This is a genomic window from Profundibacterium mesophilum KAUST100406-0324, from assembly GCF_009835145.1.
Classification (GTDB): Bacteria; Pseudomonadota; Alphaproteobacteria; order Rhodobacterales; family Rhodobacteraceae; genus Profundibacterium; species Profundibacterium mesophilum.
Window position 1 is genome coordinate 64,914 of the sequence record NZ_APKE01000013.1, and the last position, 16,782, is coordinate 81,695.

The following is a 16,782-nucleotide window of genomic DNA, read 5'->3' on the forward strand; positions in this document are numbered from 1 at the left end:
CGACAGTTCGGAGTAGAGAGATGGCCGACGCCGCGACAGAGTTCGATTTCATCGTCATTGGCGGCGGGTCCGCCGGCTGCGTTCTGGCCAACAGGCTCAGCGCCGATCCCGCCAACCGGGTCCTGCTGCTGGAGGCGGGAAAGGCGGATAACTATCCCTGGATCCACGTGCCGGTGGGATACCTCTACTGTATAGGCAACCCGCGCACGGACTGGATGTACAACACCGAGGCCGACAAGGGCCTGAACGGGCGCATGCTGCGCTATCCACGGGGCAAGACGCTGGGCGGCTGCTCGTCGATCAACGGCATGATCTACATGCGCGGCCAGGCCCGCGATTACGACAACTGGGCCAGGCTCACCGGGGAGGAGGACTGGTCATGGGACGGCGCGCTGAAGGATTTCAAGGCGCATGAGAGCCATTACAAGCTCGATGGCGGGGCCGATCCGAAGACGGGTGACAACGAGCGTTTCTCGGACATGCACGGCCATGCCGGAGAATGGCGCGTGGAAAAACAGCGCCTGCGCTGGGACGTGCTGGACAGTTTCGCCAACGCCGCCGTCGAGGCCGGCTTCGAGAAGACCGACGATTTCAACACCGGCGACAATGCGGGCGTCGGGTATTTCGACGTGAACCAGCGATCGGGTTGGCGCTGGAACACGTCGAAGGCCTTCCTGAAACCGGCGAAGGCGCGGCGCAACCTGACGATCTGGACCGAGGCGCAGGTCGAGAGGCTGACATTCGAGCGGGATGCGAACGGCACGCGGCGCTGCTCGGGCGCGCAGGTCAACCGCAAGGGCAGGACCGTCATGGTGACCGCCCGGCGCGAGACGGTTCTGTCGGCCGGTGCGGTCAACTCGCCGCAGATCCTGCAACTTTCGGGGATCGGGCCGGCGGCGTTGTTGCGCGCGCATGGCATCGAGGTTCTGCAGGACGCGCCGGTTGGCGAGAACCTGCAGGACCATTTGCAGATCCGCGCGGTCTACAAGGTGAACGGAACCCGCACGCTCAACGCGCTGGCCGGGACCCTCTTCGGGAAGGCGATGATCGGCGCGGAATATGCGATCAAGAGGTCCGGCCCGATGAGCATGGCGCCCAGCCAGCTCGGCGCCTTCACGCGCTCCGATCCGGACCGGCCCCATGCCAATCTCGAATATCACGTCCAGCCGCTCAGCCTCGACGCGTTCGGCGAGCCGCTTCATGCCTTCCCGGCGATGACGGTCAGCGTGTGCAACCTGAACCCCAGCAGCCGGGGCCATGTGCGCCTGCGCTCGGCCGATTTCCGCGATGCGCCGATGATCTCGCCCAATTACCTCGACACCGAAGACGACAGGAAGGTCGCCGCCGACAGCCTGCGGCAGGTCCGCCGGATCATGTCGCAGCCAGCGATGGAAGGCTACCGGCCGGAGGAATACAAGCCCGGCATCCAATATCAGAGCGACGAGGACCTCGCCAAGCTGGCCGGGGACATCGCCAACACGATCTTTCACCCCGTGGGCACCGTGAAGATGGGCCACGCGGACGATGACAGCGCCGTTCTTGATCCCCACCTGCGGCTCAAGGGGGTGAAGGGGCTGCGGGTCGTCGATGCCAGCATCATGCCCGAGATCACCAGCGGCAACACCAATTCCCCGACGGTCATGATCGCGGAGAAAGCGGCACGCTGGATCCTGGCAGGCCAATGACACGAACGCTCGATTTGGGAGGGACCATGCGCAATTCGTTCTCGAACCTGCCTTTGACCGGGGTCAAGGTGGTCGATTTCGGGCAGTATATCGCCGGGCCCGCGGTTGCGATGCTGCTGGGTGATCTTGGCGCCACGGTGATCCATATCGACCCGCCCGGCGGTCCGATGTGGGACAGTCCGGCCAATGCGACGCTCATGCGCAACAAGTCGATCGTGACCCTCGATCTAAAATCCGGGGACGGGCTTGCAAAGGCCCGCGCCCTTTGTGCCGAGGCGGACATCATCGTCGAGAATTTCCGCCCCGGCAAACTGGCCGCGCTGGGGATCGACTTTGCCGCCATGCGCGAGGAGCGGCCCGAGCTGATCACCATCTCGATCCCCGGTTTCGCTTCCAACGACATGGAGCGCCGCGAGCAGCGCGCCTTCGAAAGCGTGGTCGCGGCGAGTTCGGGCGTCTTCACCGACATGGGGCTGAACCGGGTGCTGATGGGATTGAACCCGTCATTCTCGCCCCTGCCGCTCTCGTCGGCCTATGCCTCGCAGATCGCGGCCTCGGCCACGGTGCTGGCGCTGCAATCGCGGCAGGTGACGGGGCTTGGCGACCAGATCGAGGTGCCTTTGGCAGCCGCGGTGATGGAGGGGCTGTGCTACAACTCCATCAAGGTGTCGGACATGCCCGAACGCTACCTGACGCAGCGCGAGCAGGAGATCGAGCGGCGCCGGATCGAGGGCCTGCCGATGAACCTGCCCTACGAGGATCTGCAGGAGCTGCTCGACCCGTTCTTCCGCAGCTACATGTGCAAGGACGGGCGGATGTTCTACGTCGTCTGCCCAAGCCACAAGAACCATGCGCGCCGCTGCCTTCAAGTGCTGGGCCTCTACGAGGAGATGATCGCGGAGGGCCTGCGAGAAGAGGACGACACCTACAGGCCGCAATCGGAATGGGTCTCCGATACCTCGCTCGGTGTCTATCCGATGCCGAAATTCTGGGCCGACAAGATCGCGGCGCGCATGAAGGAGGTCTTCATGACCCGCACCTCCCATGAATGGAAGCGCATGTTCGGCCGCGCGGGCATTCCGGGCGCGCCGCAGCGTTGGCTGCAGGAGTGGATCAACGACGAATACGCGGAAACCTCCGGCCTGATGATCGATGTCAGGGATCCCGAATATGGCGAGATGACCCAGCCCGGTCCGGTCGTCTGGATGGAGGAAAGCGGCGAGGAGGCCCTTGCCCCGGAACCCCGCCGCTGGGTGGCGTTCGACGAGGCGCTGAAAGCCTTGCGCAAGCACCGCACGGACATTCCCGACCCCGGGGAGGGGGTAGAACAGGAGGGCTGGCTGTCCGGCTTGCGCGTGCTGGACATGTGCAACGTCATCGCCGGCCCCCATTCGGCCAGCTACCTTGCGCGTTTCGGCGCCGAGGTGATCAAGATCGATCCGGCCCAGCCACTCTACGACAGCTGGAACACCGTGATCTACGGTCTGAGCCAGGGGCGGGGCAAACGGTCGATCCTGGCGGATGTGAAATCCGAACATGGGCGCAAGGTCTTCGAGGACCTGGTGAAATCCGTCGACGTGATCTTCTGGAACGCGCCGGACAGCCAGATCAAGCGCATGGGGCTGGATGCCGAGAGCCTGCGCAAGCTGAACCCCGAAGCGATCTTCTGCAAGCTGGACTGTTTCAGCGGGGTGCGGCGCGGCACCCGGACCGATTACATCGGGTATGATGACCTCGTGCAGGCGACCACCGGCATCATGCTGCGGTTCGGCGGGGCGATGGACAGCCCCGAGGAGCATGCCCATGTGGGCACCATCGACGTCATGTGCGGCTTTGGCGGCGCGCTTGCCGTGGCGGCGGCGCTCTACCAGAAATACCGCTTCGGCCGGATCGGGCGCGGGCGCACCTCGCTCAGCGCCAATAGCGGCCTGCTGCAGGTGCCTTTTGCCTATGATTTCCAGGGGCGCGGGCTTTTCGACGAGCCGTCGGGGCCGGAGGTCAACGGCTACGACGCGCTCAGCCGGTTCTACAGCACCGCATCGGGTGTCTATATCCTGCTGAGCGCCTATGAGACGGACCTGCCACGGTTCCGCGAGGTCGAGGATTTGTCGGTTCTGCCCGATCTGCCCGATGAGGAGCGCGCGGCTTATCTCGCCGGCGCGTTCCAGAGGCACCCGGCAACGGAATGGATCGCCCGCCTGCGCGCGGCGGATATTGGCTGCGCGATCTGCAACAACATTGACGCGCTGCGGTCCGAAAACCTGCGCGAGCCGGACGGGACGCCCGGGACCGGGCGGGGAAGCTATTCCTTCTCGCAATACAGCGACCATCCCAGCGGCCATGAGGTCATCCAGCTCGATCCCTATGCCGTGCGCCCGGCCCGCGCGAAGGTCTACGCCCTGTCGCCCACCGAGAAGTTCGGCACCTCCACGCGGGCGATCCTGATCGATCTCGGCTACTCCGACGCGGCCATCGACAGGATGCTGAAATCCGGCCAGCTCAGCGAGAGCTGGAGCGTCGAATACCTGCCCAGCTAGGGGTATTTGCCGGGGGGCTCGCCGAAGCGCCCCTCCTCTTTAAGGTATATCGCTATTTCCGAAGGGTGCGGATAAGCACCGCCCTGCAGCGATGCGCGGCGGATGCCCGAACATCCTGTGCCAGAACGGAGGATACATGGCCAATAAACCCCCACTGATGGAACTGGATATCGAGACCGCGGATCGCGGTTTCTATTCCGGCTTCGCGAAAAGCGTCGCCATTCCATCCAAGATACTCGTCAGCGCGCTGATCGTTTGGGCCATCACCGTGCCCGACAACGCCGCCGCCGTACTGAACGCGCTGAACGGCGCGCTGCTCAGCAGCTTTGCCAGCTGGTACGTCTGGGTCGTCGCGCTGTTCTTGATCCTTTGCATCACCCTGGCACTGGTGCCTGCCACGGGGCGGATGAAACTGGGCCTGCCGGATGATCGCCCCGAGTTTACACGGTTCTCGTGGTTTTCCATGATGTTCGGCGCGGGCATCGGCATCGGCATGCTGACCTTCGCCACGGCCGAGCCAATGTATCACTTCGCCACCAACCCCGATGTCATCCGGGGCGAGACAACCGGATCGGGCGCCGACAACGTGACCTCCGCCTATGTCTGGTCCTTCCTGCACTGGGGCTTTTCAGCCTGGGCCTGTTATGCGCTGGTCGGGCTGTCGCTCGCCTATTTCTCCTATCGGCGGAACCTGCCGCTGACGGTGCGCTCGGCGCTCACGCCGCTGTTCGGCGCGCGGCTTTCCGGGCCGGTGGGGCACGTGGTCGACGTCGTGGCCGTCGTCGCCACCATCCTCGGCGTGGCGCAGACGCTGGGCTTCGGGGTCGAACAATTCGTCGCCGGTCTCAACCGCGTGGGCTTCGGCGACTGGATCATCCTCGACAACGGCAAGCCCAGTTCTGCGGGCATCGTGCTGGCGCTGGTGGTGATCCTCGGCGCGTCCACCCTCTCGGCGCTCTCGGGCGTGGGCAGGGGGATCAAGTGGCTGTCGAACCTCAACATGGTGCTCAGCTTCTTCCTGCTGGCCTTCTTCGTCATCTTCGGCTCCACCTTCTTCGGGCTGAATGCGCTGGGCACGGGGCTGGTGGCCTATGTGCTGGACCTGCCCGCGATGCTGTTCACCGTCTGGCAAGCGGACGGAACCGAGACGGGCGACGCGCTGGCCGGGTGGCAAGGCGGATGGTCGGTGTTCTACTGGGCCTGGTGGATCGCCTTCGCCCCCTTCGTGGGTGTGTTCCTGGCCCGCATTTCGCGCGGGCGCAGCATCCGCGAATACGTTCTCGGCGCGATCATCGTGCCGTCGCTGATGTGCTTTGTCTGGTTCACCCTGGTCGGCGGCACCGCCATCGACATGACCCTCAACGGCGAGGCTGGCGACGCGATCTCGGGCGCGGGACAGGAAAGCCAGCTTTTCGTCATGCTGGACCTGATGCTGAGCAGCGGGTTGGCCTGGGTGATGGCGGCCATCGTCGTCGTGCTGCTGTTGACCTACCTCGTGACCACGGCCGATTCCGCGATCCTGATCGTCAACACGATCAACGCCGCCGGTGAGGAGAGCCCGAAGGGCCGGGCCCATATCGTCTTCTGGGGCGTGGCGCTCAGCCTCGTGGTCGGTGGATTGCTGCTGGTCGGCGGATTGGGCGCGATCAAGACGGCCATGGTGATCGGTGCGCTCCCGTTCAGCCTCGTCATGTTCCTGATGTGCGTGGCGCTGGTCAAGGCGATCATCAACGACGCGATCCGCGAGCGCAGGGGGGTGCAAAGCCTTCACGTGGAAAGCTGACGTATAGGTCGCCCGAGGCGCAGACCACGCGCCTTGGGCAGCTCAGTCATGCGATGTTTTCGCAGGACAACACCGCATGACTGCACCGGCTTCTTCGGCAGACGAGCGACCGGCCGCTTCCGGCATGGGCCGGCTCGCTTGAGAAACGTCGACGCGAGCTTCCGGCACCCATGTCCTTCTTTTGACCCAAGAAATACCGCGGATCGGTGGCCTTGCGGGTGCCAGGGTGCTCCGAGCGAGGCGGTGTCCAGGCGCGGGGGCTTTCGGAATCCTCGCAAGATCCCACGTCCTCGGACCCGGGTTTCAGCCGCCCCGAAGTGGATCGAAGAGACCCGTCCGGGAAGTTTTCGCCATGGGTCGCAATCTCTCGCATAGAGCGTCAGAGGCGCGCTGAGGGCGACGCCGGCCGCGCCCGGGGATGCCTCATTTCCCGCGATGCCGTGTCCCTTGGGGTGCCGCGCTCCGTCGCATCGCCGTGGACGGCGCATTCCGGATCACGGCGCGGGGCGCGAATGCCGGGGCGCCGGCGGCAGTCCGGAACAATCGCCGCCGCCCATCCGTTGCCGGGTTGACGCTGCGCGATAATTCCGCAGGTTCACGTCATAAGACATGCAACCGAAGGGACACGACATGGCATTGGAACTTCCTGATCTTCCGTATTCTCACGACGCTCTGGCCGATCTCGGCATGAGCCGCGAGACGCTGGAATATCACCACGACATTCACCACAAGGCTTATGTCGACAATGGCAACAAGGCCATTGAAGGCACCGAATGGGCGGGCAAGAGCGCCGAGGAAATCATCAAGGGCACCTATGATCCGAATGCGGTCGCCCAGTCCGGCATCTTCAACAACGTCTCGCAATACTGGAACCACTGCCAGTTCTGGGAGATGATGAGCCCCGATCAAGGCGCGATGCCTTCCGAGCTTGAATCCGCGCTGAAGGAAGCCTTCGGATCGGTCGACGATTTCAAGGAGAAATTCTCTGCCGCCGGCGGCGGCCAGTTCGGCTCCGGCTGGGCGTGGCTCGTCAAGGATAGCGATGGCAGCCTGAAGGTCACCAAGACCGAGAACGGCGTGAACCCGCTCTGCTTTGGCCAGACCGCGCTTCTGGGCTGCGACGTGTGGGAGCACAGCTACTACATCGATTTTCGCAACAAGCGTCCCGCCTACCTGTCGAACTTCCTCGACAAGCTGGTGAACTGGGAAAACGTCGCAAGCCGCATGTGATCCATGCGCGGCACCGGCCGGGCGAGCCCGGCGCTGCCACTCGGCGAAAATGGGGCCCGTCCGGACATGGACGGGCCCTTCGCGCATGCGGAACCCGCTGTCGCGGCCATCCGTTATTCCATTGAAACTACGTATCAGGAGGCGGAAAGATGGCAGAACGCCAAAGGTCGAAAGACGGCACGCGCGAGACGGATGAGTTCCTCCCCGATGACGCCACGCCGGGCCAGCAGGGCCGCGCGCAGGGCAACCTGGAGCGTCAGGTCGGCACGCGAGACGAGGAAAACCGCGCAAAGCAGGGCGAAAGCACCACCCGGGTCACCAAGTCGGACGAAAAGGGAGCCGGCAATCTGGGCGGGCATCACGGCACCGGCGAGGATTCATGATGAGTACGAAGATCACCAAGGGAACCTGGGTCCTGATCGCCGATGGCGAGAAGGCCCTCATCCTCGAAAACACCACCGACGCGAACGATCCGAACCTCGTGGTGCGCCGCAAGGACGAGCAGGACAATCCCAGCGATGGCGAGCAATCGGCCAACCGTCCCGGCAGGATGCAGGAGGGTCGTCCGGGCAACTCGGCATCGGGCCCGCGATCGTCCTTCGATGATACCGACTGGCACCAGCTGGCCAAGGACCGCTTCGCCGATGACATCGCGGAGCTGCTTTACAAGCAGGCGCATAAGGGTGCGTTCGAACGGATCATCCTCGTGGCCGCGCCGGGGGTTCTTGGCGAGATCCGCGAAAAGATGCACAAGGAAGTCAGCAACAAGGTCGTGGCGGAAGTGCCCAAGACCCTGACCAATCACACCATTGGCGATATCGAGAAGATCCTCGTATCCGAGCTTGCCTGACCCCTTGGCGCCCGGCGAGCAGGTCGGGCGCCTTTCCGCATGCATGCCACGGCCGGTGACCGCGCCCGTGCCGGGTCAGTCTCTTCCGCGATAGGGCGGCGCGTATTGCAGCGCCATGTCCCAGGGAAAGAAAATCCAGGTGTCCTGGCTGACCTCGGTGACATAGGTATCGACCATCGGGCGCCCTTGCGGCTTGGCATAAACGGTGGCGAAATGTGCCTTGGGGAACAGGGTCCGCACCAACTCCAGCGTCTTGCCGCTATCGACGAGATCGTCGATCACCAGGATGCCGGTGCCATCGCCCATCAGGTCATTGTCCGGCGCCTTGATGACACGTGCCTCCGAGCGGTCCTGATGATCGTAGGATTTCACCGAGATCGTGTCGACGGCGCGGATGTCGAGCTCGCGCGCGACGATCATCGCGGGTGCCATTCCGCCGCGTGTGATCGCGACGACCGCGCGCCAGCCGCCGCCCTTCTCTCCGGCCTCGCCCTCGGGGCCAAGCCCGTCGAGACGCCAGGCAAGGGCCCGGCTGTCCCGGTGGATCTGGTCCCAGCTGACATGGAAGCCTTTTTCATGGGGGAGACGGTCGGTCATGGCATGGTGTCCTCAGGTGATGGCGATCTTGAGCCCGAGCGCCGCGATCAGCCCTCCGAATGCCCGGTCGATCCAGGGTTTGACGGTGGCATAGGCGCGGCGGCTCGTTCCGAGCGAGAAGACCCGCGCAACGCCGACATACCACAAGGTTTCGTTGAGCCCGACAAGCGCAAGCAGGGCAAGCATGACGAACGGCGGCGTATCCGCCGGAACCAGCCCGATGAAGACCGCGCCGAAGAAGATCGCGGGCTTGGGATTGGCCAGCTGCGTGCTCAGTCCCAGCCAGATGCCGGCGGGAATGGAGCGGGGCAGGACGCCGTTGCCCTCCTGCGGCAGGGGATCGGCGGCGTGACGCCAGGTCTTCCAGGCGATCCAGATCAGGAATGCCCCACCGGCGATCTTCATCACCGTGAGCAAGGCGGGCGCGATCTGGAAGAGAACGGCGAGCCCCAGGATCGCGGCCCCCGCCCAGATCATCGCGCCAAGCCCGAGGCCGATCGCCATAGCGGCGGCCGGCCCGAACCCTTCGGCCACCGCGGTGCGCACCGAGACGACGAAGGAGGGGCCGGGGCTCATCGCGGCGAGAAAATGGATCGCCAGGATCGACAAGAAGGCGGCGAGGCTCACCCTCTCACCCCTTGGTGATGTCCGGCGCATCGGGCGCCTTCATCCCGACGACGTGATAGCCGGCATCGACATGCAGCACCTCGCCGGTGACCGCGCTGCCCAGATCGGACAGCAGATAGAGCGCGGACTTGCCGACCTCTTCCTGGGTCACGGTGCGGCGCAGGGGGGAGTTGTACTCGTTCCATTTCATGATGTAGCGGAAATCGCCGATGCCTGAAGCTGCCAGCGTCTTGATGGTGCCGGCACTGATCGCGTTCACGCGGATGCCATCCTTGCCCAGATCCTCGGCCAGATACCGAACGGAGGCCTCGAGGGCGGCCTTGGCCACGCCCATCACGTTGTAATGCGGCATGACCTTCTCGGCGCCGTAATAGGTCAGCGTCACGGCCGAGCCGCCATCGCTCATCAGCTTCTCGGCGCGCTGCATCACGGCCGTGAAGCTGTAGACCGAGATGTCCATGCTCATGCGGAAATTGGCGGGGCTGGTATCGACGTAACGCCCCCGCAGTTCGCTCTTGTCCGAAAAGCCGATGGCATGAACGACGAAATCGAGCTTGCCCCAGCGCGCCTCGATCTCGGCGAAGAGCGCGTCCAAGGAGGCCTCGTCGCCCACATCGCAAGGATGCACGAAATCGGAGCCGAGGCTCTCGGCGAGGGGCTTGACCCGCTTGAGCAGCGCGTCGCCCTGGTAGGAGAAGGCAAGCTCGGCACCCGCATCGGCGCAGGCCTTTGCAATGCCCCAGGCGATGGACTTGTCATTGGCAAGCCCCATGATGAGCCCGCGCTTTCCGTGCATGAGATTCGTTGACATTCGCCCGCCTCGCACCCTGTTTATCGTAGATCACTGAGGCTTTACGAGATTGTCCATCGGGCATCAAGGCTGCTGCGGCGCGCGGAAAGGGACTGGCATGACGGCACGACAGAGCATCTTCGGTGCAAAGGACCCCTTTGCCTTGACCCGCGCCTGGATGGCCGAGGCGGAAAAGAGCGAACTCAATGACCCCAACGCGATGGCGGTCGCGACCGTCGACGAGACCGGGATGCCGAATGTCCGGATCGTCCTTCTCAAGAGCATCGAGGACGATGCCTTCGTTTTCTACACCAATTATGAAAGCCGTAAGGCACGCGAGATCGGCCTGTCGGGCAAGATCGCCTTCGTGCTGCATTGGAAAAGCCTGCGCCGGCAGGTCAGGGTGCGCGGCACCGCCGAGCGCGAAGATGGTGCGCCAGCCGACGCCTACTACGCCTCCCGCGCGCTCGACAGCCGCCTGGGCGCATGGGCGTCCAGGCAGTCCCGGCCCCTCGGCAGCCGCGAGGAATTGATGGCGGATGTCGAAGCCGCGCGGGCCGAGCACGGTGCGAATCCCTCACGTCCGCCCTTTTGGGGCGGCTTCCGGATCCGCCCTACGGAATTTGAATTCTGGGCCGATGGCGCCTTCAGGTTGCATGATCGGGAACGTTGGACGCAGGGATTCACTTTTAACGTGTGGGAAAAAGAAAGATTATATCCCTGACGGCAAAGAGTATGTCTTAAGACGTCTCGCACGTTTAGACTTTTGACACGAAGCCTCGCCGGACCTGTTCGGGGATGGGGCGCCCAAAGGAAAGGGCCGGTCCGCATCGGGCCGGTACACCAGTATGGATGATACGAGGGACGAGCGGATCGCCGTGGAGGGCCATCTCAAATGGTTCGATCCGTCCAAGGGATTCGGCTTCATAGTATCGGAGACCGGCGGGCCGGACATCCTGCTGCATGCGAATGTGCTGCGCAATTTCGGTCAGAGCTCGATCGCCGAAGGCGCGCGGCTCCGGGTGCGGACCCAGACCACGCCGCGCGGCATACAGGCCTTCGAAGTGCTCGAGATCGTCCCGCCCGCCGGACCGCCCCCCGCCGGCGCAGAGCCGGACGCGCCGCAGGTTCCCATGCGCGCCGAGGGGCCGTTCCACCCCGCCCGGGTGAAGTGGTTCGACAAGGTGAAGGGATTCGGGTTTGCCAATGTCTTCGGCCGGAGCGAGGATGTCTTCGTCCATGTCGAGGTCCTGCGCCGCTCGGGGCTCGCCGAGCTGCAGGCCGGCGAAGCGGTCGCGATGCGGGTGAGCGACGGCGACAGGGGCAGGCTGGCGACGGAGGTGGCGACATGGGAATGCGGCGCGGTAGCGGAAACAGCGGATCGCGCATGGGCCGAATGAGCCACATCCGCGGGGCTATCGCGGCAGGCCTTTGTCTGGCGGGTCCGCTCTGGGCCGAGACCCCGGGGGCCACCGCGCTCAAGGATGCCGCGCAGAGTGGGTCGCAGGCATCCCGGCAGGCTGCCACAGGCGAAGAAGCGTCGTCCTGCGACCGGGACCGTGTCGATCTGCGCGGTGCTTGGGGGCAGGCGCGGTTCCACGTCGAGATCGCCGATGAGCCCGATGAGCGCAACCAGGGCCTGATGAACCGCCCGGAGATGGCGCGCGGCGACGGCATGCTCTTCATCTACGAAGAGCCGGTGCGCGCGACCTTCTGGATGCGCAACACGTTGATACCGCTCGACATGATCTTCCTCGGCTCCGATGGCGTCGTTGCATCCATTCATGAGAACGCGGTCCCGCTCGACGAGACCGTCATCGATGGCGGCGAGGGGGTCCTGGCCGTTCTGGAGATCAATGGCGGCCTCGCGCGGGAGTTCGGCATCGTGTCCGGGACCCAGCTGCGCCATCCCGGCCTGCCGCAGGAACAGGCGGTTTGGCCCTGCGCGGACCGTTAGGCCTTCCCAAGCCGTGATCGGGCGGTTATGAGGGCCGCGTCGGGGCGTGGCGCAGCCTGGTAGCGCGGCGGTTTTGGGTACCGTAGGTCGTAGGTTCGAATCCTATCGCCCCGACCATCTCTCACGAACCGGATGCGCTTTGTCCCCGGGGCCGGGTTCGGCCATGGCATGCGCAGACCGGCTCCTTGCAACCGGGCGAGATTCGGTTCCCCCCTATCTATATCTTGTGCTCAGGGTCGCGTGTTGCCGCTCTGTTCGCGTATTTGTGGTATTTTATACACCAGTGAAAAACGCTCCACAGCTTTTTTTATACATGCCCGTCATCCCCAGAGTTATCCACAGCTGTGCATAAAGGTTGCGACCGCTCTGTTTTCACGTCGCAATTCCCGGCCGCTTCCTGTTCGGGAATCGCGAACGGTTCGGGGCAACTGCCGGTCAAGGGGGAGGGGCGCTGCGGGGCCCGGAAAATGGCGTTGACCGGTTGCGCGCAGTTACCTCACATTGTGGATGTTGGCAGAGCTTCACACCAGATGTGGTGAGATCTGCCGGCAGGTCATGTGAGCTGCGATGCAATGCCGGGGTCTGCGAAGGCCGCGCGGGGGCAACGCTGTGGCGCGGCGGCCTGCCGGCGGGGTGATGATCTGCCGCCGGCCTGCGTCTTGCCATGGGGGCGATGTCGTGCGGTCCGGATTGATTATGGGGCGAGACATGAAGATCGAACGTAACTTCACCAGGGCCGGCGCCGACGCGTATGCCGATCTCGATTTTACCACCACGGTATCCGAGATCCGCAATCCCGACGGCACCATCGTATTCCGCAACGAATCGGTCGAAGTGCCCGCGAGCTGGAGCCAGGTGGCCTCCGATGTCATCGCCCAGAAGTATTTCCGCAAGGCCGGGGTGCCCGCTCGCTCCAGGAAGGTCCGCGAGAAGGACGTGCCCGAATTCCTGTGGCGCTCGGTGCCCGAGGAGGGCAGCGAGATGGGCGGGGAGACCTCCTCCAAGCAGGTCTTTGATCGTCTCGCAGGTGCCTGGGCCTACTGGGGCTGGAAGGGCGGCTACTTCACGACCGAGGAGGACGCGCGCGCCTATTTCGACGAGATGCGCTACATGCTCGCCACGCAGCGCGCGGCGCCCAACAGCCCGCAATGGTTCAATACCGGCCTGCACTGGGCCTACGGCATCGACGGTCCGGCGCAGGGCCATCACTATGTCGATCACAGGACCGGCAAGCTGACCGCCTCGAAATCCTCCTACGAGCATCCGCAGCCCCATGCCTGCTTCATCCAGTCCGTCTCCGACGACCTGGTGAACGAGGGCGGGATCATGGATCTGTGGGTCCGCGAGGCGCGCCTCTTCAAATACGGCTCCGGCACCGGCACAAACTTCTCGTCGCTGCGCGCGGAAGGGGAGACGCTTTCGGGCGGCGGGCGCTCATCGGGCTTGATGGGCTTTCTGAAGATCGGCGACCGGGCGGCCGGGGCGATCAAGTCCGGCGGCACCACCCGCCGCGCGGCCAAGATGGTCATCTGCGACGCCGATCACCCCGATATCGAGGAGTTCGTGAACTGGAAGGTGATCGAGGAGCAGAAGGTCGCCTCCGTGGTGGCCGGCTCCAAGATGCACGAACAGAAGCTCAACGCCCTTTTCGCCGCGATCAAGGCCTGGGACGGACGGGCGGAGGATGCCTATGACCCGAAGGTCAACGATGCGCTGACGGCGGCCGTCAAGGACGCCAAGAAGGTCGCGATCCCCGAGACCTATATCAAGCGTGTTCTCGACTACGCCCGTCAGGGCTATGGCAGCATCGAGTTCCCGACCTACGACACCGATTGGGACAGCGAGGCCTACAACTCGGTATCGGGCCAGAACTCGAACAACTCGATCCGCGTCACCGACGCCTTCCTGCAGGCGGTGCGCGACGATGCCGATTGGGAGCTGATCCGCCGCACCGACGGCTCGGTGGCCAAGACCATCAAGGCGCGCGCCCTGTGGGAGCAGGTCGGGCACGCGGCCTGGGCCTGCGCCGATCCGGGCATCCAGTATCACGACACGGTCAACGCGTGGCATACCTGCCCCGAGGACGGGGCGATCCGCGGCTCGAACCCGTGCTCGGAATACATGTTCCTCGATGACACCGCCTGCAATCTCGCCTCGATGAACCTGCTGACCTTCCTCAAGGACGGGGCGTTCCAGGCCGATGACTACATGCATGCCACGCGGCTCTGGACGCTGACGCTCGAGATCTCGGTGATGATGGCGCAGTTTCCCTCGAAGGAGATCGCGCAGCTCAGCTACGACTTCCGCACGCTCGGCCTCGGCTACGCCAATATCGGCGGGCTTCTGATGACCATGGGTCATGGCTATGACAGCGAAGAGGGGCGGGCGCTCTGCGCGGCGCTGACGGCGTTGATGACCGGCGTCTCCTACGCGACCTCCGCCGAGATCGCCGGCGAGCTGGGGGCGTTCTCTGGCTACGAGCGCAACGCGCAGCACATGCTCCGCGTGATCCGCAATCACCGCAAGGCGGCGCAGGGCAAGACCTCCGGCTATGACCGCCTCGCCGTCAAGCCCGTGCCCCTCGATCATGCCAATTGCCCCGATGCCGACCTCGCGCAGCGCGCGATGCGGGCCTGGGACCGGGCGCTCGAGCTGGGAGAGGCGCATGGCTTTCGCAACGCGCAGGTCAGCGTCATCGCGCCCACCGGCACGATCGGCCTCGTCATGGATTGCGACACCACGGGGATCGAACCCGATTTCGCCCTGGTGAAATTCAAGAAGCTCGCAGGCGGCGGGTATTTCAAGATCATCAACCGTTCGGTCCCCGCGGCCCTCGCCAATCTGGGCTACACCCCGTCGCAGATCGAGGAGATCGTGGGCCACGCGGTCGGTCACGGCACCCTCGGCAATGCGCCCGGCATCAACCACACCGCGCTTGTCGGCCACGGCTTCGGCACCGCGGAGATAGAGAAGATCGAGGCCGCCCTGCCATCGGCCTTCGATATCCGCTTCGTCTTCAACCAGTGGACGCTGGGCGAGCAGTTCTGCCGCGATACGCTGGGCATCCCGGCAGGGAAGCTGGTCGATCCGACCTTCGACCTGCTGCGCCACCTGGGCTTTGGCAGGGCCGAGATCGACGCGGCGAACGACCATGTCTGCGGCACCATGACCCTCGAGAACGCGCCGCATCTGAAGGCCGAGCATTACCACATCTTCGATTGCGCCAATGCCTGCGGCAAGACCGGCAAGCGTTACCTCTCGGTGGACAGCCACATCCACATGATGGCAGCGGCGCAGAGCTTCATCTCGGGCGCGATCTCCAAGACGATCAACATGCCCAACGACGCGACCATCGAGGATTGCCAGAAGGCCTATGAGCTCAGCTGGAGCCTCGGGGTCAAGGCGAATGCCCTCTACCGTGACGGCTCGAAGCTCAGCCAGCCGCTCGCGGCCGCCCTCGTCGAGGATGACCAGGAGGCAGAGGAGACCCTCGCTACTGGCTCGCAGCACGAGAAGGCGCGCGTGCTGGCCGAGAAGATCGTCGAGAAGGTCGTCATCCGCGAAGTGCTGCGCACCGAACGGGCCAAGATGCCCGAACGGCGCCGCGGCTACACGCAAAAGGCGATCGTCGGCGGGCACAAGGTCTATCTGCGCACGGGCGAATACCGTGACGGCAAGCTCGGCGAGATCTTCATCGACATGCACAAGGAAGGCGCGGGCTTCCGGGCGATGATGAACAACTTCGCCATCGCCGTGTCGGTGGGCCTGCAATATGGCGTGCCGCTCGAGGAATTCGTCGACGCCTTCACCTTCACCCGGTTCGAGCCGGCCGGCATGGTGCAGGGCAACGAGACGATCAAGAACGCGACATCGATCCTCGACTACATCTTCCGCGAACTGGCGGTCAGCTATCTCGACCGCACCGACCTGGCCCATGTGAAGCCCGACGGCCAGAGCTTCGACGAGCTGGGCCGCGGCGAGGACGAGGGCAAGCGCGATCCGGCGAACCGGCCCGAGACGGCCGCATCCTCGCCGCTCGACGTCCTGCGCCAGGTTGCCTCCAGCGGGTTCCTGCGCAACCGCGTGCCGCTTGAGCTGACCCGCCTGCAGGGGACGGCAGCAGTGTCCGGCACGGTCCAGACCTCCCGCATGGAGCAGGGGGAAACCGCGGTGATGGCCACCGCCGCCATCGATCCGCGGGCCAAGGCGCGGATGCAGGGATACGAGGGCGATCCCTGCGGCGAGTGCGGCAACTACACGCTGGTGCGCAACGGCACCTGCATGAAGTGCAACACCTGCGGCGGAACCTCAGGCTGTAGCTGACCAGGCAAGGGGCCGGGCATCGAATGCCCGGCCCTTCGCGTTTCCGCGGGCGGGACCGCGCGGAAAGTTCTGTCCTCCACGAAGGGGGAGGCAGGTCCGATAATCAGGTCCAAAGCGCCGATTTCCGGCGAATATCGCAATCTATTTCGCCTATACGAGGATAGATCAGAATGACTATTCAACATCCCCTGACCGGTGTGGCCATGAACTCGATAGAAGTCGAGCATACCACGCTCAGGGAAGCCGAGGCCGTGACGGTCTGCTTGATGCGGCTTCAGGGCGCGAAATACTCGAGGATCGCAAGCGCGCTGGGTACGAACTGTCAAGGGCGGTGCAAAATTGGTCCATTAGGGCGGCGTAAAAGTAGGCCAGTTTGGATTGAGCCGTTTGTTTGATTTTAGAG

13 protein-coding genes and 1 tRNA gene are annotated in these 16,782 nt (G+C 64.4%); 11 read left to right on the forward strand and 3 right to left on the reverse strand.

The genetic code is table 11. From position 1 onward, the window contains the following. Window positions 1-20: 20 nt before the first annotated feature. The 6 genes from PMES_RS04925 (at window position 21) to PMES_RS04950 (ending at window position 8,085) form a co-directional block, all read left to right on the forward strand. Window positions 21-1,685: a GMC family oxidoreductase gene (locus tag PMES_RS04925; protein ID WP_159964408.1), complete on the forward strand. Its 1,665-nt coding sequence runs from the start codon at window positions 21-23 to the stop codon at window positions 1,683-1,685. A gap of 26 nt (window positions 1,686-1,711) precedes the next feature. Continuing rightward, complete coding sequence (locus PMES_RS04930; RefSeq protein ID WP_159964409.1) at window positions 1,712-4,222, forward strand: CoA transferase; 2,511 nt, start codon at window positions 1,712-1,714, stop codon at window positions 4,220-4,222. Between the two features lie 136 nt (window positions 4,223-4,358). Next, entirely contained in the window at window positions 4,359-6,005 is a 1,647-nt protein-coding gene (locus PMES_RS04935) for a BCCT family transporter (protein ID WP_159964410.1), read from the forward strand. A 630-nt stretch (window positions 6,006-6,635) separates the two neighbouring features. Beyond that, window positions 6,636-7,235, forward strand: a complete 600-nt coding sequence (locus PMES_RS04940; protein WP_159964411.1) for a superoxide dismutase — start codon at window positions 6,636-6,638, stop codon at window positions 7,233-7,235. Window positions 7,236-7,384: 149 nt separating this feature from the next. Then, the gene (locus PMES_RS04945) at window positions 7,385-7,618 is read left to right on the forward strand and encodes a hypothetical protein (RefSeq protein WP_159964412.1); all 234 of its coding nucleotides are present in this window, start codon (window positions 7,385-7,387) and stop codon (window positions 7,616-7,618) included. Next, on the forward strand, window positions 7,618-8,085 hold the full coding sequence (locus tag PMES_RS04950) for a host attachment family protein (protein WP_159964413.1): 468 nt from the start codon (window positions 7,618-7,620) through the stop codon (window positions 8,083-8,085). Before PMES_RS04945 ends, PMES_RS04950 begins: the two co-directional genes overlap by 1 nt. 75 nt (window positions 8,086-8,160) lie before the next feature. Here the strand turns inward: PMES_RS04950 and gpt are convergent, their stop codons facing one another. The 3 genes from gpt to fabI are packed head-to-tail and all read right to left on the reverse strand — an operon-like array spanning window position 8,161 to window position 10,120. Further along, window positions 8,161-8,682, reverse strand: coding sequence for a xanthine phosphoribosyltransferase (gpt, locus tag PMES_RS04955; protein WP_159964414.1), 522 nt, complete (start codon window positions 8,680-8,682; stop codon window positions 8,161-8,163). 12 nt (window positions 8,683-8,694) lie between these two features. Next, window positions 8,695-9,309, reverse strand: coding sequence for a LysE family translocator (locus PMES_RS04960; protein ID WP_159964415.1), 615 nt, complete (start codon window positions 9,307-9,309; stop codon window positions 8,695-8,697). Window positions 9,310-9,313: 4 nt separating this feature from the next. After that, the gene (fabI, locus tag PMES_RS04965) at window positions 9,314-10,120 is read right to left on the reverse strand and encodes an enoyl-ACP reductase FabI (protein WP_159964416.1); all 807 of its coding nucleotides are present in this window, start codon (window positions 10,118-10,120) and stop codon (window positions 9,314-9,316) included. A 97-nt stretch (window positions 10,121-10,217) separates the two neighbouring features. On the opposite strand from fabI, the gene pdxH reads away from it, so the two are divergent. The 5 genes from pdxH (at window position 10,218) to PMES_RS04990 (ending at window position 16,379) form a co-directional block, all read left to right on the forward strand. Next, entirely contained in the window at window positions 10,218-10,823 is a 606-nt protein-coding gene (gene pdxH / locus PMES_RS04970) for a pyridoxamine 5'-phosphate oxidase (protein ID WP_159964417.1), read from the forward strand. 124 nt (window positions 10,824-10,947) lie between these two features. After that, window positions 10,948-11,499, forward strand: coding sequence for a cold-shock protein (locus PMES_RS04975; RefSeq protein WP_159964418.1), 552 nt, complete (start codon window positions 10,948-10,950; stop codon window positions 11,497-11,499). Next, entirely contained in the window at window positions 11,496-12,056 is a 561-nt protein-coding gene (locus PMES_RS04980) for a DUF192 domain-containing protein (RefSeq protein ID WP_159964419.1), read from the forward strand. Before PMES_RS04975 ends, PMES_RS04980 begins: the two co-directional genes overlap by 4 nt. Window positions 12,057-12,096: 40 nt before the next feature. Further along, window positions 12,097-12,173: transfer RNA gene (locus PMES_RS04985), tRNA-Pro, on the forward strand. Between the two features lie 591 nt (window positions 12,174-12,764). Further along, window positions 12,765-16,379 carry a vitamin B12-dependent ribonucleotide reductase gene (locus PMES_RS04990; protein ID WP_159964420.1) on the forward strand — a complete coding sequence of 1,205 codons (3,615 nt, stop codon included), beginning with the start codon at window positions 12,765-12,767 and terminating at the stop codon, window positions 16,377-16,379. Window positions 16,380-16,782 lie beyond the last annotated feature (403 nt).

Excerpts from the sequence above, each read along its gene's own strand:
- PMES_RS04925 (WP_159964408.1), top strand. The coding sequence starts at position 21 with ATGGCCGACGCCGCGACAGAGTTCGATTTCATCGTCATTGGCGGCGGG.
- PMES_RS04930 (WP_159964409.1), top strand. The coding sequence starts at position 1,712 with ATGCGCAATTCGTTCTCGAACCTGCCTTTGACCGGGGTCAAGGTGGTC.
- PMES_RS04935 (WP_159964410.1), top strand. The coding sequence starts at position 4,359 with ATGGCCAATAAACCCCCACTGATGGAACTGGATATCGAGACCGCGGAT.
- PMES_RS04940 (WP_159964411.1), top strand. The coding sequence starts at position 6,636 with ATGGCATTGGAACTTCCTGATCTTCCGTATTCTCACGACGCTCTGGCC.
- PMES_RS04945 (WP_159964412.1), top strand. The coding sequence starts at position 7,385 with ATGGCAGAACGCCAAAGGTCGAAAGACGGCACGCGCGAGACGGATGAG.
- PMES_RS04950 (WP_159964413.1), top strand. The coding sequence starts at position 7,618 with ATGAGTACGAAGATCACCAAGGGAACCTGGGTCCTGATCGCCGATGGC.
- gpt (WP_159964414.1), bottom strand. The coding sequence starts at position 8,682 with ATGACCGACCGTCTCCCCCATGAAAAAGGCTTCCATGTCAGCTGGGAC.
- fabI (WP_159964416.1), bottom strand. The coding sequence starts at position 10,120 with ATGTCAACGAATCTCATGCACGGAAAGCGCGGGCTCATCATGGGGCTT.
- pdxH (WP_159964417.1), top strand. The coding sequence starts at position 10,218 with ATGACGGCACGACAGAGCATCTTCGGTGCAAAGGACCCCTTTGCCTTG.
- PMES_RS04975 (WP_159964418.1), top strand. The coding sequence starts at position 10,948 with ATGGATGATACGAGGGACGAGCGGATCGCCGTGGAGGGCCATCTCAAA.
- PMES_RS04980 (WP_159964419.1), top strand. The coding sequence starts at position 11,496 with ATGAGCCACATCCGCGGGGCTATCGCGGCAGGCCTTTGTCTGGCGGGT.
- PMES_RS04990 (WP_159964420.1), top strand. The coding sequence starts at position 12,765 with ATGAAGATCGAACGTAACTTCACCAGGGCCGGCGCCGACGCGTATGCC.